Here is a 21885-nt window from a genome sequence, read left to right as displayed (position 1 = left end):
AACAAACAAAAATCCTCCCAAAGTAGAGGATTTCATCAAATATTTCATCGCAATATATACCAACCTGCAACTTCTACCACCACAATTAACACCGCTCCAAAAATCATAAGCGTTGTCTTTTTTAGTAGTTCATTCTCTCGAAACGGGATATTACATAGATAGGCCCCAAGCGTAATCCGTGACGGACAAGCAACTGTCGCTACGGATGATGCTGTATTTTGCAAAGTCGTAACATATTGCCACGGAAGTCCTACATTCTGCGCCGTTTGCATTTGTAGTTTAATAAACATCGCATTTGATCCTGCGTTACTTCCCGTTAAAAAACCACCAATTGCACCGATGAACGGGGCAACAAAGACAAATAATGTTCCAAATGTTTGCCCTGCTGCGTCCGCTAACAATGTATGCATACCAGCTGCACCCATTAATTCTGAAATGGCAATGAACATTGTCGTTGTAATCGCAAACGGTATCCATTGTTTGATCGTTTGTAATAAAGATTGGTTTATAATAGTAGAAGGAATGCGAAAAAAAACGATGCTAAATAAACATGTAACCCCAAGCCAAAATCCAGGTGAATATAATAACGCTAGTTTGTAAGAATACGATGGTAAATCAAGAATCGCGTAAGATTGTAGCATATTATGTAACGACGGAATGAGACGAGAAAGTAAAATACAAACTGTTAAAAATAAATAAGGGCTTATAATTTTCACGATAGAAACTTCTCGCTGCTTCGTGGCAGCATGCTCCGATAAAAACGCCTTCCCTTGCCTCGCTGTCATTTTAATGATAAAAAAACCAAATGTAATTGTTACAATGGAACTTAAAATCCCGGCTAATTCCACACTTACATATGCATTAGAAAGATAGATTGATATAGAAAATAAGAGAAAAAAACCGAATCCTTCCTTCCACTTTTCCTTCACAGCTTGCCAGCCGCCAACTACATACAAAGAAAGTAAGACAAAGTATGCGAAGAAAGGAATACTGAGTAATGCTGTACTAGATCCTAAGTTCACTAATGGCATGTTGATGAGCTGCGATCCAATAATCGTCCCTGTTGCCATCGCTCCCCAGGAACTCGCCAATAAACCGATAAACGATAATAAAACTGCTTGGAACGGTTTATAACCAAGCGAAAGAAAAATAGGAGCTGCCACCATAAAACCAATTCCAAACCCGCTCACTGATTCGATAAGTGGACAAATTCCAAAGCACATTAAGAGCATTTGTAATAATCGATCATGTGTCACTTGTTCGATAAAGCGTGCAACTTGATCGATGTATCCCATTTTGTTCATGAGGTGAAATAAAAGAATACCAAAAAACAGAACATATCCTACAATAAAACAAATTAACCCGCCCTTAATTGTTGCATGCATAACCTCTCCCATTTGCAGTCGAAACATTGGCGTTAGTAAAACGATTCCAGTACATACAACATAAGAAATCAGCGAGGCTTTCAGCGATGTTTGTTTAAAAATAAATAAACAAATGAAAATCATCATAATTGGAATAAGGGCTAACCATAGAGCCATACCATCATCTCGTTTCTTATAAGATACAATTGTAACTATTATATAATATATGTCAGAATATTCAATTCATTTTATAACAGTTTTTCACTATTCTTTATCAAGTGAATGATCGAAAAAACGATACACTACAAGAAATACTATATTCCTCAAAAGGGGTTATAGATATGAACAAAGGACAATTTTGGCAGCTGATTTCAGAAATGAATCAAAAAGAGGAAACGAGCGAATGGCTGGTGGAACACTTAACTTCTCAGCCCACGAGCGAAATTACAGACTTTGAAATTCATTTCCAAACCGCTCTCAAAGAATCTTATACATCTTCTCTATGGGCAGCTGCTTATATTATTTTTGGTGGATGTTCTGATGATTTATTTGATTTTTAGAGGTTGGCTCATTGCATGTGGACAAGAAACATTTGAATCCGCCCTGCAAAATCCTGAAAATCTAGCAAACTTAATTCCTGCTTATTATGAGGAGGAAGAAATTATTCCTGAATGTGAAGAAATACTATCTGTTGCCCTTGAAGCTTTTTCTTTACAAGAAACGGGAGATATAGAATGGGACGACGATATTTGGGATACATTTGATTCCTTATTAGATGAAAAGGGACATGATTCATCTATGCCTGAAATTGAGTTCGATTGGGAAGAAGACGATGAAGAAGGATTAGCAAAACGTTTTCCAACACTTTGGGAACATTTTGGTGAAAATCCTTTATTATATTAACTGAATAAATTCAAAATACTCGTATATGAAATGGTATAATTTACATAATGAATTCCATTTTATAAAGTGAAACTTTAATCAGTGGGGGTTTTTTGTCTAAAAGAAAAAGAAGATTTTCAAAGAGGCTGAGCATAAATCAAATTTTGACTTATCTCTCAGCCTTATACTATCTTTATGCTTATTGTGCCACGGCTTGTTTGTTTTTTTTCATAGTTCTCATGGATTCGGCTACTTTAACCATCATGGAACATTCTACTCTCTTACGGAAGATGTCACAGCTAAAATCGTAGATTCCATTGATGGAGCCGGTTGCGTGCAGCGCGTTAGCAGGGCAACCGCCACTGCAGTAAAGTTTTGCCCAGCAGTCCTGACATTCTGGCTTCGAATAGCAGTTGCTCTCTTTAAATTGACATTGCATCTCTTGTTTTGTAATCCCATCCCAGATGTTTCCCATACTGTATTCTTTATCCCCGATGAACTGGTGGCAAGGAAAAATCTCGCCCCATGGTGTGACAGCGCAATATTCGGTTCCTGAGCCGCAGCCAGAAATTCTCTTTTGGATGCAAGGGCCTTCTGAGAGGTCAAGCATGTAATGGTAGAAAGTGAATCCATTACCTTCTTCCTCACGCTTTAGCATTTCCTTGGCGAGAATTTCGTACTGGTTATAAATATCTGGAAGGTCCTTTTCGGTGAGTGCATATGGTTCCCGTGGATTACAGATGACCGGTTCCATCGAGAGCTTGTCAAAACCAAGATCTGCGATATGAAAAATGTCATTGGTGAAGTCAACGTTGTTATGAGTATAGGTTCCACGCACATAGTATTCTTTATCTCCACGGCTTTTGACGAATTCTTGGAACTTCGGAACGATATAATCATAGCTCCCCTTTCCAGTTACCGTTTTACGAAGGTGATCGTGGACTTCTTTTCTTCCATCAAGACTCAATACGACATTGTACATTTCTTTATTCAAAAAATCAGTGATTTCATCGTTTAGTAACATGCCATTTGTAGTAAAGGTGAAGCGAAACGTTTTTTTGTACTCTTTTTCTTTACTTCTTGCGTAAGCGACAATCTGTTTTACAACTTTCCAGGCCATGAGCGGCTCTCCCCCGAAGAAATCGATGTCGAGGTTTCGGTGATGACCGGAGTTTTCCAATAGGTAATCGATAGCTCTTTTGCCAACCTCATAACTCATAATCGCTCTGCTTCCATTGTATTTTCCTTGGCTGGCGAAGCAGTATTCGCATGATAAGTTACATGTATGTGCAACATTGAGGCAGAGGGCCTTTACATAAGTTTGGCGGTTTCTTAAATCAATTGAGAGACTCTTATATTCATCCTCAGTAAAGAGTTCCCCATCATTTTTTAGCTCTTCGATATCTGCAATGGTTTCTCGAATGTCCTTCTCAGAGATATCGGAATCATATACGTATTTTTCTAGCATCATTGTTATGATTTCTTCTGCAGCAGTAGTCTCATAAAGCGCGATGATTTCATAAGCGAGGTCGTCGACAACATGTACTGATCCACTGTAGGTATCGAGTACGATGTTGTATCCGTTTAATTTATATTGATGAATCATATTTAATAATCAAACTCCTTTTATCTATAAAGTAAAACTTCCGTTAATGGGGCTTTTACTTCTTGTTCATGCGGGATAAAAATGGCCGCCCATCTGGGAAGCAGTTGGGCGGTACGTTTCTCATTTTCTATCTGTTCATTATGTTTTCACATTTTTGATTTGCAACTCCGCAAGATGTCTTGCAAGCTGATTGGCAAGATGTTTGACATGCACCACAACCACCATGTTTTACTGTATCTGTCAGTTTACGGGTACTTAGTGTTACGATTCTTTTCATGACGTATAACTCCTTTTAAAAATATTTTTAAGAAACAAACTCAATATTTGTGAATATTTTCACATTTAAAACTACAATTTGTGAAATATTTCACATTAATTCCAGTAATAATTTTAACAACACCTTTGGTTTACGTCAATCATTCTTGATATTTTCATGTCAATTGGGGAATCAACTGCCCGTAAAAGCCAATTCGCTCAACTAATAATTAGTGGGAGATGAAGAATCCACCACTAATGTGCAAGGTCTTAATGGCTTGAAACTTGCTCATATAATATAGAGGCCCCTTAACAGGTAGCCTCTTCTTCTTATTTCACTGCAGCAATCAGTTCACAAATTTCCTCTTCTTTTTCTGTTTCTAAAAGCTCAATTACCTTACTTCCCACAACCACTCCATCACATAACGTAATCATTTCCTCAATTTGCTCAGTCGTTGAGATTCCAAATCCAGCAACTACTGGAAGATGTACATGTGCTTTTACTTTTTCTAAGTAGCTATAAATTTCTCGCTTAAAGTCACGTCTAATCCCAGTGACCCCCGCTACCGTTACCGCATAAACAAACCCTTGTGACTCCCTCGTAATCTTTTCAATTCGTTCGATTGGACTCGTTACTGTTACAAGCGGAATAAGTGCGATATGCGCATCACGAAGGAGCGGTGCGATAATATCTTGTTCTTCATATGGCAAGTCTGGAACAATAATTCCATCTACACCAGCTTCAAGACAACTTCCGATAAAACGTTCTTTACCAAATGCTAAAATAGGATTCAAGTATGTCATAAGTACAAATGGAATATTTACTTCTTGTCGGACTTCCGCTAATGCCTGAAAGATTCCTCCGAGCGTTGTTCCACTATCTAATGCTCGTTTTCCTGCCCTTTGAATTGTAGGTCCATCTGCAACTGGATCTGAAAATGGGATGCCAATTTCAACGATGCTCGCTCCTGCTTCATCTAGAAAACGAATTTGCTCCTTTAACTTCTCTAGACCTCCATCTCCTCCCATTACATAAGGAATAAATGCTTTTTTTCCATTTTGAAACGCTGCTGTAATTCTTTCTACTCCCATTTTCTACACCTCTTCCATATAACGTTTTATACTTTCAACATCTTTATCACCGCGGCCCGATAAACAAATGACAAGTCCTTCATCTTGCTTCATTGTAGGCGCAAGTTTTAATGCATACGCCACTGCGTGTGAACTTTCTAATGCCGGGATAATTCCTTCTTTTTTCGTTAGTAACTGGAATGCAGCTAGCGCTTCGTCATCTGTAATTGAGTTGTAAGAGACACGGCCAATATCTTTTAGCAGACTATGTTCTGGCCCAACTCCTGGATAGTCTAGCCCTGCTGAAATAGAGTGCGCTTCCTGAATTTGTCCTTCTTCATTTTGAAGGAGATACATCATCGAACCATGAAGAACGCCAACGCTTCCTTTTGTTAATGTTGCTGCGTGCTTTTCTGTATGAATCCCTTTGCCTGCTGCTTCTACGCCGTAAAGGGCAACTTCTTCATCATGTACAAACGGATAAAACATGCCCATCGCATTACTTCCACCGCCGATACAAGCAACAACTGCTTCTGGTAATTTCCCTTCTAGCGCTTCATATTGTCTCTTCGTTTCTTTCCCGATTACACTTTGGAAATCACGTACAATTTGCGGGAATGGATGCGGTCCAAGAACAGATCCCATAATATAGTGCGTATCGTGCACATGTGCAACCCAGTAACGAAGCGCCTCATTTACTGCATCTTTTAATGTTCCACTACCTGCTGCGACACTTTCCACTTTCGCTCCTAATAGTTCCATTCTGAAGACGTTTAACTTTTGACGTTTTACATCCTCTTCTCCCATAAAAATGACGCACTCTAAACCGAGTAAGGCGCATACCGTCGCCGTTGCAACCCCGTGCTGTCCAGCTCCTGTTTCAGCTACAACCTTTTTCTTACCCATTCTCACTGCAAGAAGCGCTTGCCCAATTGTATTGTTAATTTTGTGAGCTCCGGTATGATTTAAATCTTCACGCTTTAAATAAATCTTCGCCCCTCCGCAATACTTTGTCAGATTCTCCGCAAAATAAAGCGGTGTTTCTCTTCCGACGTACGTTTGTAAGTAATGCTCTAATTCTTGTTGAAATGCTTCATCTTGCATCGCTTCTTTATACGCTTCTTCTAATTCTAAAACAGATTGCATAAGTGTTTCTGGAACGTAACGTCCTCCGTATATACCGTAGTGACCTTTTTCATCTGGATATGCATATTGCATGTTTAACACTCCTTCGCTTTTCTAATAAATTGTTTTATTTTTTCGCTATCTTTCTTGCCATCCGTTTCTACTCCGCTGCTGACATCTACCATATACGGCTTAACAGTTTCAATTGCTTCTTTAATGTTTTCAATGTGTAATCCACCAGCTAAAATACACTTTTTACGAATTTCATTTGGCATATCATCTAGCAACTTCCATGAAAATATTTTGCCATTTCCACCATGAAACTTTTCTTTCGGGCTATCAAATAAGAGAAAATCAGCTTTATAATTTGTTGCTTGTTTTATATCTTCGCTCAAATGTACACCAATCGCTTTTATAGACGGAATATTCAATCTTCTGATATGATGATTTCCTTCATCCCCATGCAGTTGTACATGTGTTAAACCACAATCATTTACAATTTTCTGAATGACCTCTACCGATTCATTTACAAAAACACCAACTTTCATTACATCAGCTGGAAGCTCATCAATAATCTGTTTTGCTCTTTCAGGTGTAATTTCCCTTTTGCTTTTCGCAAATACAAATCCAATAGCATCTGCGCCGTATTCACACGCTTTCTTTGCTGTTTCTACATCGGTAATGCCGCAAATCTTTACTTTCACGTTGTCACCTTCAGTGATTGAAAGAAGTCTCCTACAGAAGGTGCAGTCATCAGCGCTTCCCCAACAAGAATTCCTTTTGCACCTGCCCGCTTCACACGTACGATATCTTCTTCCGTATGAATACCACTCTCACTAATCCAAAGCATATTTTCTTCATTCAATCGTTTCCCTAGATTTTCTGTCGTACTCAAATCCACTTCAAATGTTTTCAAATTCCGATTGTTTATTCCAATCACATGAGGATTTAATGCTAGTGCTACCTCTAATTCTGTCTCATTGTGAACTTCTACAATTGCCTCTAATCCTACTTTTTGCACGTATGCATATAACTCTCGTAGTTTTTCTTCTGATAGTGCAGCAACGATAAATAAAATGAGATCCGCTCCAGCTTCATATGCCCGATCAATTTGAATTGTATCGATAATAAAATCTTTACATAGAAGCGGAATATTACTATTTTCTCGTGCTGTTTCTAAATCGTGAAAAGATCCTTTAAAAAATTGATCGTCCGTTAAAACAGAAACAGCTCCGGCACCACACTCTTCATACATTTTCACTTGTTTCGGTACATCTACATGTAAATTTATATCACCTTTAGATGGAGAAGCTCGCTTCACTTCAGCAATCACTGTAAATTTCTGCAATGCTTCTACAAGAGAGTGTGACTTCCGTTGTTTCTTCACCGGCGTATATGTTTTATACAACGCCTCTACCTCTTTTTTCTTCTGCTGAACAATCTTTTCTAAAATGGTTTCCATTTAATTCACCCTCTCTAATCTTTTATTACTTGCACTAATTAATAGATTCAATTTCGATAACGCTTTTCCAGAATCAATACTTTGAGCTGCAATATGAATGCCTTCTTCAATTGTCCCTGCTTTTCCATTTGCAAAAAGTGCAAGACCTGCATTGAGTAGAACCGTATCACGGTATACACTCTTTTTCCCCTCTAGTACTTGCAGTGTAATATTCGCATTTTCTTTTGCATTTCCACCTCGGATTTCTTCATTGCTTACACGAGAAAATCCATATTCTTCTGGAATAATACTCTCTTCTATAATTTTGTTATCCTTTAAAATCACTACATGATTTTCCCCTTGCAGAGATGCTTCATCTAAAAATCCGCTCCCATTTACAACAAGCGCTTGTTTTCTACCAAGCTTTTGCAATACCTCTGCTACAGGCATTAGCATATCTCGTTTGTATATGCCAACAAACTGCGTTTCTAAATCAATCGGATTTGTAAGAGGACCAATTAGATTAAAAATGGTCGGTACATTTAGCTCTTTTCTTATTTTCATAATGCGTTTAAGTGCTGGATGCATAGCTGGTGCAAATAGAAATGCGATACCAACCTTTTCTAATAAGTAGTCAATTTCTCTTGGCGTACATGCAATATTGACACCAAGTTCTTCTAATAAATCCGCACTCCCTGTTTTACTAGAAACCGCACGATTCCCATGTTTCGCCACCTTCACACCAGCCCCGGCAAGTACGAAAGCAGATGTTGTACTAATGTTGAATGTTTGTGCACCGTCTCCGCCCGTCCCGCAATTATCCATTGCTCCTTTTATATGACTTGTAAATGGTAATGCCTTTTCCCGAAGAGCACGAACGAGGCCATATATTTCATCAGAAGTTTCACCCTTTGCCTTTAACAATGCTAAAAAAGCTGCAATTTCACTTTCTAATATATCTTCACTTAAGAGCACAAGGCCTGCTTCATACATTTCCTGTTCCGTTAAGTTCTGTCCATCTACTAATTTCCGAAGATAACTATTCATACTCGCTCCTCCTCTTTCACACTGGATAAAAATGCACGGATTAATTTTCCGCCCTCTTCAGTCGCAATTGACTCTGGATGAAACTGCAATCCGAAGAGTGGATAATAGTTATGGCGAACTGCCATGATTTCCCCATCATCCATCGCTGTTGCTAATACATCAAAACATTTTGGAATCGTATGCTTCGCCGCTACGAGTGAATGGTAGCGCATCGCAGTTAACGGTTGCGTGACATATGAAAATATCGATGTGCCATTATGCTTTACACGTGATGTTTTCCCATGTTTTATATGCTCTGCTCTTACAATTTCCCCGCCAAATGCTGAAACAATCGCTTGGTGTCCAAGGCAAATGCCAAGGATCGGAATTTGTTTATAAAAATGTTGAATCACCTGGGTGCAAATCCCTGCATCCTCTGGTTTTCCTGGTCCTGGTGAAAGAATAATTGCTTTTGGTTTCATTTCTTCGAGTTCTTGAATCGTCACTTTATCATTTCGCAGTACAACAATCTCTTCCTCATATGCCCCTAACAATTGATACAAGTTATAAGTGAATGAATCATAGTTATCGATGAGTACAATCATTTCATTACCTCCAAAAGCGCCTTTGCTTTATTTAATGTCTCTTCATATTCAGCAATTGGATCTGAATCATAGACAATACCTGCTCCCGCCTGCACATATGCTGTCTGGTCTTTTACAACCATTGTGCGAATCGCAAGCGCCATATCAAGGTTTCCAGAAAAAGCTATATATCCTACTGCTCCAGCATATACATTTCTTTTTTCCGTTTCTAATCCATTTATAATTTCCATCGCTCTAATTTTCGGTGCTCCAGATACAGTACCAGCCGGCAAACAATACGCTAATGCGTCAAAACAACCCATTTGTTTTCGCAATGTTCCGGAAACTTCAGATACAATATGCATGACATGTGAGTACTTCTCTACTTTCATATACTTATCTAGCGTAACAGAACCAATTTCGCTCACCCGTCCGATATCATTTCGTCCTAAATCTACAAGCATCATATGTTCTGCACGCTCTTTCTCATTTGCTAACAATTCTTTCGCGATCTCTTCATCCTCCGTTTTTGTTTTTCCGCGTGGTCTTGTTCCTGCAATCGGATTCGTCATCACCTTATCATCTCGTACGGAAAGTAAGCTTTCTGGTGAAGAACCAAGTACAACATAATCTTGAAAATCAATATAAAACATATACGGTGATGGATTTGCAATTCGAAGTTTTCGATATAATGCAAATGAATCGCCTATAAATTCACTTTGCAATCGCTGAGATAGTACAACTTGAAAAATATCACCATTTCGAATGTATTCTTTTGCTTTCTCCACCATTTCGCAAAACTTTTCTTCTGTTGTAGAAGAAGTAAAGGATAGAGAAGGCTGTATTTCTTTCACTTGTTCTTCTTCTCCATGTAAGACATCTTGTTTATATGCCTGCAATCTCTCGTGAACTTCTTCAAAAGAGTCCGTATCCTCTTCCCTGCATACATATACAAACGATAGTTTTTGGCGTAAATGGTCGTATACAATAAATTCTCGGTACAGTAATACATGAACTTCTGGAATATCGACCGGATCAAACAGTTCTTCTCCAATATCTTCATACTGCCGAATCACATCATAGCCAATATATCCAACTGCTCCTCCGCAAAATGGAAATGGGCTTTCTACCTCCGACGGCGCAAGGGTCTTTTGCAATACTTGTAATACATTTTCTTCTATTTGCTTAGTCCTACCATTTATCGTAATCTCTACCGCCGCACCGCTACTTTTTATTTCTCCGTATGGATCACATCCTAAATAAGAATACCGCCCTTTATCTTGATGAAGCTGTGAGCTTTCAAGTAAAAACTTTTTCTCACCTTTCATTTGGCGATATAAAGCAATCGGCGTCACACTGTCTCCTTCTTCTTCATCAATTACTAAAAATGTCTTTCCCTGCTCCTGTTGCACGTTAAATTGTTCTTTCGTTATCATAACTGTCACCTCACTATTTAAAATAAAAAAAGTCCCCTACATATCGAACTATGTAGAGGACGATAAATTTACCGTGGTACCACCTCGTTTGGATGCATAAGCATCCCACTTTATTCAGGTACAAATATATACCCTATCCTTGTAACGGCGGAACCCGGGTTGCCTACTTATTCAAGTCTGTTCAGCATACCTCTCGTAAGCCCATTCCGCATATGGCACCGCACCGGGCTCCCACCTATCCCCGGCTCTCTGGAACGTCTCCAATATACGTACTCTTCTTACTTAAACGATTTAGTTTATTCAGTTCATTTATTTTTATACACAAAAAGGGAGTACTCATCCTATAGAAAGGACGGGTACTCCCGTGGTGCCACCTTAATTCGTTACAAATGTAACGCACTTTGCCGTATCAAAAGTTAATACGTGTCTCTTGTATCGATGAGATCATGTCGCCAAAGCCTACTTCTTTCGGTTCGGTTTGGAAGCTCCGAAGGCCATTCCATATTAATTCCATACTGATTCGCACCAACCATCAGCTCTCTGACATGTTCATAATACGTACTCTTCTTCATCAACGCTTGCATTTTTTTAAGTTGCATTCATTATATTCTCTCCTTTTCCGAAAAGTCAATGCTTTTCAAAAAAAATATTTTTTTCTTCATTCAATATTATATTGACAAAACAACCTGTTTCTATGTAAATATAATAAATACTCTATTAAAATTAAGGTTTTTTGTCAGAAAATTATATATTCTAAAAATAAAACAATGTCAAAAAACGCTTACATTTCAGAAAATTCGTATTTGTATATGGATTTTCCGGAATAATCATGATAGATTATAAATATGCAAAATTCATCAAAAGATATCACAAAAGGAAGGGGAACTACATGAGTACGCAGATGTTAATTTTAACTTCTATCTCTATTTACATGCTCGGGATGCTAGTCATTGGCTATTTTGCCTATAAACAAACATCCAACTTAACAGATTATATGCTTGGCGGGCGTACACTAGGCCCCGCAGTAACAGCATTAAGTGCGGGAGCAGCTGATATGAGTGGCTGGCTGTTAATGGGATTACCCGGTGCAATGTTTAGCGTTGGATTAAGTAGTAGCTGGATTGCGATTGGCCTAACACTTGGCGCATACGCAAACTGGATCTATGTCGCTCCTCGCTTACGTACCTACTCAGAAATTGCAAACAATTCTATTACTATTCCAGAATTTTTAGAGCATCGTTTCCATGATGCATCTCATATGCTACGTCTTGTTTCTGGACTTGTTATTATGATCTTTTTCACATTTTATGTAGCTTCAGGATTCGTCTCAGGTGCTGTATTATTCGAAAATTCATTTGGCTTAAATTATCATGTTGGACTACTTATTGTTGGAAGCGTTGTTGTAGCTTACACATTATTCGGCGGCTTCTTAGCTGTAAGTTGGACAGACTTCGTTCAAGGAATCATCATGGTGGTTGCTCTTATCCTTGTTCCGGTCGTAACAATTATGAATGTAAACGGCCTTGGACCAGCATTTGATACAATTAAATCTATTGACCCAGCGCTATTAGATATTTTTAAAGGAACATCCGTATTAGGTATTATTTCATTATTTGCCTGGGGTCTTGGTTATGCTGGACAACCTCATATTATCGTACGCTTTATGGCTATCTCATCTGTAAAAGAAATTAAAAGCGCACGCCGAATTGGTATGAGCTGGATGATTTTCTCTGTAGTAGGGGCTATGTTTACTGGTCTTATCGGTATCGCTTACTATTCAAAAGCGGGATTAAAGCTCTCTGACCCAGAAACAATTTTCGTTGAACTAGGTAACATTTTATTCCATCCATTAATTACTGGATTTTTATTAGCAGCTATTTTAGCGGCTATTATGAGTACAATCTCTTCTCAGCTTCTTGTTACATCAAGTGCAGTAACAGAAGACATATATAGAACATTCTTTAAACGTTCTGCATCTGATCGTGAGCTTGTATTTGTTGGTCGTATGGCCGTTCTTGTTATCGCACTTATTGGTTGTGGATTAGCATTTAAACAAAACGACACAATCCTAGCGCTTGTTGGCTATGCTTGGGCTGGATTTGGTTCTTCATTTGGTCCTGTCGTTTTACTAAGCTTATACTGGAAACGTATGACAAAATGGGGCGCGTTAGCTGGAATGATCGCTGGTGCTGCAACTGTTATCACGTGGACACAATTTAAGTTTTTAAAAGATTTCCTATATGAAATGATTCCAGGTTTCACAGCAAGTTTACTTGCAATTATCATCATTAGTTTATTAACAAAACCTTCAAAAGAAGTTGAAAAGCAGTTCGAGGAATTTGAGAAAACTGCATAATATTTTTTTAAAAAGGAACCTCCGCTTTCATCATAAAAGCGGAGGTTCCTTTTTTTATTCATTGTTCGACAATTCTCTCCTTGAAATTAACAATTTCTTTATATTTCGTTAAATCTACCATAACACTACTTCGTTATAGTATGAGTATCAACACTTATACAGAAAGGAGACTTTAGAATAATGCCATCACTACAACACCAAAATTCAAAAAAACTATCACTTATTACAAATTCTTCTTGTCCAAACATACAGTCAAAACCTCAAATTTCACTCGCTCCTTCTGTTGTATCTGTAATTGGTGTGCATATACAAAAAAATAAATTAAAAATAAAAGTAGGGCAAAGCGCTGAATTATCTGCTTCTGTTCTCCCAGTTCAAGCAACAAATCAAGGGCTTATATGGACAAATATGAATCCTGACGTCATAACAGTCTATGCAGATGATGACAAAGCAATCATAACTGGAAGAAACCCTGGACGAGCAGTCATGATTGTAACAACTGCTGAAGGGAAATTTCGAGATTTATGTGTTGTTCATGTTCAGCCTTATATGACAAATCCGAATTGAACTCGCCCCCACTTTATTAAAGTGGGGGCGTTCAATTTTATTTAGTCTTGTGATTTAAAATAATCATGTGCCTTCTCTGCTAACATTTTACGTTCCTCTGGCTTTTGGAGATACTCTAGAACTGTCTCCGCAATCTTTTCATGGGGGACAAAAACAATTCCCGGCCACTCTACTTCATCTTCAGGGCTACTAGATTCAGAAATAATAAATTTATGATTCGCGACAGCGTGAGAAACTCTCGGTGTTTCAAGAATACCAGTTAAGTAGTAGTGTATGTTTAAAATAATTTTGGATCTTACTATAAGTTCATTTCTGAGAATTCCCCATACATTGCTTTTAAAAATAATATTTAAATCTGGTGCAAGCTTTTTTAACTGATCAAAAACTGCTTGACGGCGTCCATTCATAGCACCGATAAACAATACATCAATATCTTCAGAGATAGGCTTTATAAAAGTATCTGTTTTAATTTTCAAAGTAGGAGCATAATTCATTTTGACACGTTTCACTTCTTTTCCTAATTCTTTCTTTTTCAACCAAGCAATATTTTGAGGACTGTAATCCCACACTATCCTGTTTTTTAATATATTACGATAAATAATATTATCATACGGACACCCATCATATAGCTGCTCTAAATTATAAATAATCGCATCTTCTGGAATCTCACCAGGGGTACGGACATATGAATGTGCACCAAAAACTATTGTATCACTCGTGTTTGTTAATAGTGTTTCTGATATAATTACCGTTTTCCCCTGCTGTTCTAACTTCCACTTTAAAGCTCTGGCAACATCTATAAAACTCCCATACGTATATGGCCATATGTAAAGACAATAGTCATAATAACTGTTGAAATACGCTTCAAATGCTTCCACATTATTTTGGTAAAGAACTACTTCAGGATGCTCAGCTAGAAGCTTATCAGCATAATTTTTTCCAATCTTGTATAATCCCGCATAGTACGCTGATACACATCGTTTCAGCTCAACAATTTCTCTTTGACTCGGTGACAACTCCATTTCAAGAAGAATACCTGCAATCAAAAAGGCTTTCAAATGATCTCGATCATAATAATATTCTAATGCAGGTAATAGTTCATTGGGTGTATTACCATGTACTGAGGCTCCTAGTTCAACAGCCCATCTAATTAATTCCATTTTCTTTCCACTCTCCCCTCTGGGAAAAATTAAGTAAGGTTTCTATTTTTTACATAAAAGCAAATTTGATTCCTTTTACTATTTATGAAAATTCCGTTTTAGTTATTCGACTTTTCATACAATTCATACACATATCAACTTCACAACTTATATAGCCAGCAAATATTAAATTTCAATAGCAAAATATAAAGTGAAACTTTAATCAGTGGGAAGTCTTCATCCCCCGCCTCTCTTTCTCGTTTTCCCCTGTATCTTGAGGGAATAAAAATAAGAGTGGCCCTTGAGACCACTCTTATCAATCGTTCATTATATGATTTTCTACTTCAATTTGTGGATGGATACTTTTTAACAAAGAAACAAATTGTTGCTTATCTCGAGGGGAAACAAGGGCTGTTTCAAATTGAGAACCATAAAGTATTTCCAGTCTATCAAAAGACAATGCCGGAGCTGCTAGTGGATTTTGGGTTTTTGAAATTTTTCTTATATCTTTGATTGAAATCTTTTTTTTCATCGGCCCATATCGAATGATGATCTGTTCATTTTCTACCTTATACCCTGTTGTAAACCAGCTCCAAATAAGAAGAATTACAAAAGGAATGGTGAAAAATAGAAGAAAATAATCCCTGCCTGCCAGAAAAGGAGCTAAACAAGCAGCGACTCCCGCAAAATAAATTGGATATAACCATGCATCTTTTTTTGATGGAAAGTACATATAAAACCACCTCCATACCAATTTATACTAGAAAACTTTCGAGACTATATAAATCTATTTTTATTTTTCAACACATAAATCGAGACAGCTACCCTGCATAGACAGTACACCTTACCAAACCTCTATGAACTGTGAGAGGGTCATGCTTTTCTGGTCGAACCCAGAACCTCTAAATAGTGCTGATTGTACATAATGCCTAGAATGTTCCCAAAGGGGTCGACTACGGAGGCAGTGATGAACCCCTCGCCGCGCTCTGTGGGTGCCTCGTACTCTTTTGCTCCCATAGACAGCAGCCTTTTGAAGGTTGCTGTTACATCATCGACGTGCCAGTACACTACAGCACCGGCTGGTCCGTTCACTGAACCATAGGGTGCGTAGCGGCTATCGATTAGGCCCAGCTCGTGCTGGTAGTCACCAAGGCGAAACTCGGCATATCCTGGACGTTCGAAGTATGGTTCGATGCCCAAGAACTCGGCGTACCACTTCTTTGCCGCCGCTAAATCATCCGTCCAAAAACTGACTGTGGTAAGTCCTCGTAATGTCTGTGCGTCGCTCATAATTGATTTCCTCCTTAGTGTTGAGTAATCGGTTTCGATGCGAAACTAAATGCCATCTCCTGAATTAACTTCGATTTACTTAAGAATAATCCTTTCTCTTATTCAAGAAGATGGCACTTGAACGGAATAGCACGAATGACGTTTTTAAACATCTTTATTGTAAATGTAACGATTTTATTTGTAAGTAAACAATTTTATTGTTACTCAACAAAAAGGAGATCTTCACTCGTTTTCTCTCTTTGATTCCACTTGGCATGGGGCTAAAAAAGGCTCTGACCACTTCTATCCATCGGCGGATCCTCTCTCCCAACTAAAAAGAAAGGGGTTTATTTCGTTTTTTCAAATTGCATTTATATTAAAAAAACTACTAGGATTTCTCCTAGCAGCTTACTAACTATCTATAAATACACTACAGCTCTTGCGTAACTGCTGCGCTGTGTACTGGTTCTTTCTGCACGCGCTTTTGCCGCTGCAACAAGAAAATAAATACACCGAACAATACGAGAATACTTCCGATAATTTGCATCATATTTAACTTCTCACCAAGCAAGAAAAACGCAAGTACCGATGCTCCAACAGGCTCTCCTAAAATACTCATTGAAATCGTTGTGGCATTCACATAATTTAATAGCCAGTTATTAATCATATGTGAAGCGGTTGGTACAATCGCAAGCAAACTGAAAATCCACCAGTCCCACGTAGAATATCCTGTAAACGGCACACTCATGATTACGTTATAAATAGCGATAAATATTCCCGCAAATGCAAACACGGTAAAGCTATAAATCCAGTGCGAAACTTTTTTTACCGTTGTTTGCCCAATGAATAAATAACCAACAACTGCAATTACACTTAAAAAGGATAAAATATCCCCGAATATCGCTTCTCTGCTTAACCCTAAATCTCCCCATCCAATACACATTACACCAAGGATAGCAATCCCCATTGTGGCAATCGCTGAATAAGTCGTTCTTTCTTTAAACAGAAAAAAACCTCCAACTAGCGATACGATTGGCTGGAGCGCTAAAATAATCGTTGAGCTGGCAACAGTTGTAAACTTTAAAGATGCGAACCATAAAAGAAAATGAAGTGCTAAAAAGAATCCTGATCCTATTAAAAAACACCAATCTCGCGCTTGAATTCCGCGAAATTCTTCACGCTTTTTCCAAACAATCGGAAGCATAAAGATTACAATAATCCATAACCGATACATACTTAAAATTGAAGATGGCGCTGAGGACATCTTTACGAAAACTGCTGCAAATGAAATAGCTATAATGGAAACTGCTAATGGTAGTGCAATTGATTTTTCTTGTTTCAAAGTTGCTTTACCCCTCTCTCTTTAAAAATTCCCACTTCATTATATATAAACCTAATTTAATCTTTCAACATATAAATCTTCGTTGCGAAAAACAAAAGGGAACCCACACTTACTGCCTCGTTTTGTTTTCACTTGGGATGTGGGCTGAATCACTTCTAACCAGCGCCAGACCCTCTCTTCCGTCTAAAAAAAAGCTTTTACCTCAATCTTTCTTCCATCATATAAATACTAATTTTTTAGATTCTTCTTACCATTATGGTAAAATAGAAAATGAGAAGCACAGTAGTAGATGCATCCTTACATCTTCACTACCTGCGCTACCCTCACAGGGCAACTACAGCATATTTTTATTTAGGGGGATCATATATGAATCAAACAACAGGGAGAATAGAAGAACTTTCATTTTACAGTACATCACTTCAAGAAGAGATTACACTTCTCGTCTATTTACCAGCTAATTACACGCCGCTGCACAAACACACCGTTGTAATTGCACAGGACGGAAGAGATTATTTTCAGCTTGGTAAAGCGCACCGCGTAATTGAACGTCTTCGTGAAAATGAAGAAATTGACCGAACAATTATTGTCGGTATTCCATATAAAAATGTTCACGATCGTAAAGAAAAATACTTTCCAAACGATGTAAAAAATAGCGCATACATTCGTTTCCTTGCGCATGAACTCGTTCCATATATTGATGAAAATTATCCAACCTATCAAATGGGAAAAGGTCGTGTATTAATCGGTGATTCCCTTGGTGGTACAGTGTCCTTTATGACAGCACTTATGTATCCGCATACATTCGGTAAGGTCGTTATGCAATCACCATTTGTTGATGAAACAGTGCTTAGTCTTGCAAAAGATTTTACAGAACCACACGCATTGGAAATTTATCATGTAATTGGGACGGAAGAAACCGCTGTAAAAAGAACGGATGGACAAGTTTCTGATTTTGTAGAGCCAAATCGCGAGCTGCATGCATTACTTACAGAAAGAAACTTCATCACACATTACGAAGAATTTGAAGGCAATCATACATGGAAATATTGGCAAAATGATTTACCAAAAGCATTTTCTTATATTCTATCAATGAAATAATAGGAAGCGGTGTTCAGAATTATTTGATATAATAGAAAAAGAGATTTATTTTCTCGAAATCTAACTAGACTTACAAAGGGAGGAATATAAAGATGAAACTAGGCATTGTGATTTTTCCATCAAAAATGATTCAAGATAAAGCAAACGGATTGCGTAAGCGTTACGATCCGCATTATGCATTGGTTCCACCACATATCACATTAAAAACACCCTTTGAGGCACCAGATGAACAATTAGAAGCGATTGTACAAGAACTACATGCAATTGCAAACAAAACAAATCCGTTTACCCTTCATGTTGGAAAGGTAAGCTCATTTGCACCTGTTAATAATGTTATTTATTTCAAAGTAGAAAAAACACCTGAACTTACATTGTTAAATGAAGAAATGCATAAAGGATTCTTCACACAAGAGCGTGAATATGCATTCGTACCACATTTAACAATTGGACAAAATTTATCAGATGCAGAGCATGCTGATGTATTAGGTCGCTTACGTATGAAAGACTTTTATTACGAGCAACCAATCGACCGTTTCCACCTTCTATATCAATTAGAAAATGAAACATGGACAGTATATGAAACATTCCATATTGGAAAGGAGAACAACTAATTTGCAAGCACAAATCGTACAAACAGACGAACAGCTAAGAGACGCATTCTCTGTACGTAAACGAGTCTTTGTTGAAGAACAACATGTTTCTGCTGAAGAAGAATACGATGAATTTGAAGAAACTTCTAAACACATCGTCATATATGATAAGGATATTCCAGTTGGGGCAGGTCGTTTTCGCATTGTTGATGGCATCGGGAAAATGGAACGGATATGCGTCCTCTCTTCTCATCGCAAAAAAGGTATCGGAAAAATCATTATGGACGCGCTCGAAGCATATGCGAAGGAAGAGTCGCTAGCAAAGTTGAAACTCCATGCCCAAACACAGGCTGAATCCTTTTATAAGAAACTCGGATATCAAACCGTTTCCGATGTGTTTATAGAAGCTGATATACCACATGTTGTTATGATAAAAGAATTATGATTTTCTAAACAGGAGGTAACCCCCTCCTGTTTTTTACATTGCTATTTTCTTTTTCTTCCGCTAAAGTTAAAAGTTGATGCTATAGTTTTGAAGGTGAATATATGACTCAAGAAAAATTTTCACAAAAATCATTAACACACGCTGACGTTCCGCAAGCCACGTATCATATTCCAAAAACTTCTGCCAATTTAATTGTAGAGAAGGATAACGATGCGGCTTATTTTCGCGCCCTAGAGCAGCAAGGTGTGTATTTAAATGAAAAACAATTAGAAGCTGTGCAAACGACAGAAGGTCCTGTTCTTACATTAGCCGGAGCTGGAAGCGGGAAAACATCTGTTTTAACAACGCGCGTCGGCTATTTAATCAATGTAAAAAATGTTCATCCACGCAACATTTTACTGCTTACGTTTACACAAAAAGCTGCTGAAGAAATTCGAAGCCGTGTAGCAAACTTACCTGGCATGAATCATGCTGCAAGCCAATATGTTGTCGCAGGTACATTCCATTCCGTCTTTTTAAAATTACTTCGCAGTCAAGGATACAACCAGCAGATTTTAGCAAATGAAAAACATAAACAAATTATGATAAAGAAAATCTTAAAAGAATTGCGCTTAAAAGACGATTATGACGCTGAAACGATGCTCGCAATGATTTCACTCGAAAAAAACAAACTAAATCGTCCAAAAGATGTCAAAGCAAAAACACCTGTTGAACAAGAATTTCGTGAAGTGTATGAACGTTATGAAGATGTAAAACAAAGATATGGATATATAGACTTTGACGATATCTTACTAGAAACATTCTATATGCTTGAAAATAACGCACCTTTATTAACACAATTACAAAATAGATTCCATTACATTGAAGTCGATGAATTTCAAGATACGTCGTATGCACAATATGAGATTGTAAAACTGTTAGCTTCGCCGCGAAATAATTTATTTATCGCGGGAGATGACGATCAAGCGATATATGGCTGGCGCGGTGCAAGCCATCAAATTATCTTATCCTTTCCAAAAGAATTTGATGATACAACCATTATTGCGTTAAATACAAATTATCGTTCTAATCCATTTATCGTGGGACTTGGAAACGAAGTAATTAAACTCAATCAAGAACGCTTTAAAAAAGAATTATATTCCGTTCATGAAGAAGGTATACAGCCATTTTATGCACGTCCTGCAACTACTCTTGATGAAGCAAATCAAATCCTGCAACTCATTCAAGATAAAGTAGCGAGCGGCGAACGCGAATACAAAGACTTTTGTTTATTGTATCGTACACACTCTGTAAGTCGTTCTTTACTCGACCAGCTTACAATTCATAAAATTCCGTTTATTAAACACGGTGCAAGCCAATCGTTCTATGAGCATTCTTTAATTAAGCCCGTACTCGATCAGCTACGTCTCGCATATGAACCGTTTCGAATCGAATCGCTCTCAAGCATATTGCCGACGATGTATATCGGCCGTGATGAATGCATCTCATTTATTGAACGTGAACAATGGAAATACGGCGAAGGAAGATTCCCTTCCCTCCTACATTTCCTATTGCTGAACCCGAGTTTAAAGCCATTCCAAGTCAAAAAAATAAACGAACGAATTGACTTCATTAAATTCATTAAAGAATTAGAACCAAAGAAAGCACTAAAAGAAATTATTAAAGGTAAAGGGAAATACTTAGAGTACCTACAAAGTAATGACCGTTCTTCCTTTACGATGCATAAAGACATCCAAGAAGAAATGCTTGAAGAACTTATGGAATCAGCAACTCGTTTTACTGATATTCCTGCTTACTTAGAATTTATTAGTGCAGCTATTCAAAGCCAAAAAGAAATGGAAGCATTAAAAACAATGCAACAAAAAGATGCTGTGTCCCTTATGTCCATTCACAATGCAAAAGGACTGGAATTCCCGTGTGTCTTTTTACTCGGAGCAAGCGATGGCATACTGCCTCATTCGTCTTCTTTAAAAGATGCAAATGACCGCGTAACTGACACATCTGAAGCGTTAGAAGAAGAGAGACGGCTTATGTACGTCGCCATCACGCGTGCAAAAGAAGAACTTTATATTTCCTCCCCGCAATTTTTTAGAGGAAAAAAATTAGATGTATCGAGATTTTTATATATTGCCCGGAAAGACTTACCAAAAAATCCAGCACCTTAACATGTGGTGCTGGATTTTTTCATATCTTTCTCAAGTAATATCTGCTTATTGTCCAACACAATTTATAAAAATCTCCTAGACCTCACCTTTGTCTCCCGTAATATCAACTCTTCTCGACTCATAT

General features: G+C 37.8%; 20 protein-coding genes, 1 pseudogene and 2 other annotated features. Of the genes and pseudogenes, 7 read left to right on the top strand and 14 right to left on the bottom strand.

Translation table 11 applies throughout. The annotated features are described in order from the left end of the window. Window positions 1-44: 44 nt before the first annotated feature. A complete protein-coding gene (locus C564_RS0100550; protein ID WP_018764063.1) occupies window positions 45-1541 on the bottom strand; it encodes an L-lactate permease in 1497 nt (498 codons plus the stop codon). A gap of 164 nt (window positions 1542-1705) precedes the next feature. Here C564_RS0100550 and C564_RS38150 point away from each other — a divergent pair. Continuing rightward, window positions 1706-2267: pseudogene (locus C564_RS38150) on the top strand (DUF4240 domain-containing protein). Between the two features lie 178 nt (window positions 2268-2445). Here C564_RS38150 and scfB read toward each other — a convergent pair. The 9 genes from scfB to trpE all read right to left on the bottom strand — a co-directional run bounded on the left by scfB (window position 2446) and on the right by trpE (window position 10790). Beyond that, the gene (scfB, locus tag C564_RS0100540) at window positions 2446-3852 is read right to left on the bottom strand and encodes a thioether cross-link-forming SCIFF peptide maturase (RefSeq protein ID WP_018764062.1); all 1407 of its coding nucleotides are present in this window, start codon (window positions 3850-3852) and stop codon (window positions 2446-2448) included. 127 nt (window positions 3853-3979) lie between these two features. After that, window positions 3980-4129, bottom strand: coding sequence for a six-cysteine ranthipeptide SCIFF (gene scfA, locus C564_RS31610; protein WP_016113838.1), 150 nt, complete (start codon window positions 4127-4129; stop codon window positions 3980-3982). A 308-nt stretch (window positions 4130-4437) separates the two neighbouring features. Next, window positions 4438-5199 carry a tryptophan synthase subunit alpha gene (gene trpA, locus C564_RS0100530; protein ID WP_018764061.1) on the bottom strand — a complete coding sequence of 254 codons (762 nt, stop codon included), beginning with the start codon at window positions 5197-5199 and terminating at the stop codon, window positions 4438-4440. Window positions 5200-5202: 3 nt separating this feature from the next. After that, window positions 5203-6396, bottom strand: coding sequence for a tryptophan synthase subunit beta (gene trpB, locus C564_RS0100525; RefSeq protein WP_018764060.1), 1194 nt, complete (start codon window positions 6394-6396; stop codon window positions 5203-5205). 2 nt (window positions 6397-6398) lie between these two features. Next, on the bottom strand, window positions 6399-7007 hold the full coding sequence (locus C564_RS0100520; RefSeq protein ID WP_018764059.1) for a phosphoribosylanthranilate isomerase: 609 nt from the start codon (window positions 7005-7007) through the stop codon (window positions 6399-6401). Beyond that, window positions 7004-7765 carry an indole-3-glycerol phosphate synthase TrpC gene (gene trpC, locus C564_RS0100515; protein ID WP_018764058.1) on the bottom strand — a complete coding sequence of 254 codons (762 nt, stop codon included), beginning with the start codon at window positions 7763-7765 and terminating at the stop codon, window positions 7004-7006. Before trpC ends, C564_RS0100520 begins: the two co-directional genes overlap by 4 nt. Next, window positions 7766-8791 (bottom strand): anthranilate phosphoribosyltransferase, encoded by a 1026-nt coding sequence (gene trpD, locus C564_RS0100510; RefSeq protein WP_018764057.1) that lies wholly within the window; start codon window positions 8789-8791, stop codon window positions 7766-7768. It abuts the gene before it with no gap. Then, entirely contained in the window at window positions 8788-9375 is a 588-nt protein-coding gene (locus C564_RS0100505) for an aminodeoxychorismate/anthranilate synthase component II (protein ID WP_018764056.1), read from the bottom strand. The genes trpD and C564_RS0100505 overlap by 4 nt, the downstream gene beginning before the upstream one ends. Then, entirely contained in the window at window positions 9372-10790 is a 1419-nt protein-coding gene (gene trpE / locus C564_RS0100500; protein ID WP_018764055.1) for an anthranilate synthase component I, read from the bottom strand. The genes C564_RS0100505 and trpE overlap by 4 nt, the downstream gene beginning before the upstream one ends. A gap of 52 nt (window positions 10791-10842) precedes the next feature. After that, window positions 10843-11086, bottom strand: a binding site (T-box leader). A gap of 49 nt (window positions 11087-11135) precedes the next feature. Then, window positions 11136-11374: a binding site (T-box leader), on the bottom strand. A 305-nt stretch (window positions 11375-11679) separates the two neighbouring features. Here trpE and putP point away from each other — a divergent pair. Then, window positions 11680-13146: a sodium/proline symporter PutP gene (gene putP, locus C564_RS0100485; RefSeq protein WP_018764053.1), complete on the top strand. Its 1467-nt coding sequence runs from the start codon at window positions 11680-11682 to the stop codon at window positions 13144-13146. A 180-nt stretch (window positions 13147-13326) separates the two neighbouring features. After that, window positions 13327-13713, top strand: a complete 387-nt coding sequence (locus tag C564_RS0100480; protein WP_018764052.1) for an Ig-like domain-containing protein — start codon at window positions 13327-13329, stop codon at window positions 13711-13713. A 41-nt stretch (window positions 13714-13754) separates the two neighbouring features. Here the strand turns inward: C564_RS0100480 and C564_RS0100475 are convergent, their stop codons facing one another. The 4 genes from C564_RS0100475 to C564_RS0100460 form a co-directional block, all read right to left on the bottom strand. Next, complete coding sequence (locus tag C564_RS0100475) at window positions 13755-14873, bottom strand: glycosyltransferase (protein ID WP_018764051.1); 1119 nt, start codon at window positions 14871-14873, stop codon at window positions 13755-13757. Window positions 14874-15168: 295 nt separating this feature from the next. After that, on the bottom strand, window positions 15169-15585 hold the full coding sequence (locus C564_RS0100470; RefSeq protein WP_018764050.1) for a PH domain-containing protein: 417 nt from the start codon (window positions 15583-15585) through the stop codon (window positions 15169-15171). Window positions 15586-15725: 140 nt separating this feature from the next. Next, a complete protein-coding gene (locus C564_RS0100465; RefSeq protein ID WP_018764049.1) occupies window positions 15726-16142 on the bottom strand; it encodes a VOC family protein in 417 nt (138 codons plus the stop codon). Between the two features lie 409 nt (window positions 16143-16551). Then, window positions 16552-17463 (bottom strand): DMT family transporter, encoded by a 912-nt coding sequence (locus C564_RS0100460; RefSeq protein WP_018764048.1) that lies wholly within the window; start codon window positions 17461-17463, stop codon window positions 16552-16554. 366 nt (window positions 17464-17829) lie between these two features. On the opposite strand from C564_RS0100460, the gene C564_RS0100455 reads away from it, so the two are divergent. From C564_RS0100455 to C564_RS0100440, 4 genes are all read left to right on the top strand, one after another. Further along, a complete protein-coding gene (locus C564_RS0100455; RefSeq protein WP_018764047.1) occupies window positions 17830-18561 on the top strand; it encodes an alpha/beta hydrolase in 732 nt (243 codons plus the stop codon). Between the two features lie 92 nt (window positions 18562-18653). After that, window positions 18654-19172 carry a YjcG family protein gene (locus C564_RS0100450; RefSeq protein ID WP_003195963.1) on the top strand — a complete coding sequence of 173 codons (519 nt, stop codon included), beginning with the start codon at window positions 18654-18656 and terminating at the stop codon, window positions 19170-19172. A gap of 1 nt (window position 19173) precedes the next feature. Then, the gene (locus tag C564_RS0100445) at window positions 19174-19596 is read left to right on the top strand and encodes a GNAT family N-acetyltransferase (RefSeq protein ID WP_003195962.1); all 423 of its coding nucleotides are present in this window, start codon (window positions 19174-19176) and stop codon (window positions 19594-19596) included. A gap of 101 nt (window positions 19597-19697) precedes the next feature. Further along, a complete protein-coding gene (locus tag C564_RS0100440) occupies window positions 19698-21761 on the top strand; it encodes an ATP-dependent helicase (protein ID WP_018764046.1) in 2064 nt (687 codons plus the stop codon). Window positions 21762-21885 lie beyond the last annotated feature (124 nt).

The organism is Bacillus sp. 105MF, assembly GCF_000374885.1.
Classification (GTDB): Bacteria; Bacillota; Bacilli; order Bacillales; family Bacillaceae_G; genus Bacillus_A; species Bacillus_A pseudomycoides.
Note: the sequence above shows the minus strand (reverse complement) of the source record. Positions and strands in the feature narration are given on the sequence as shown.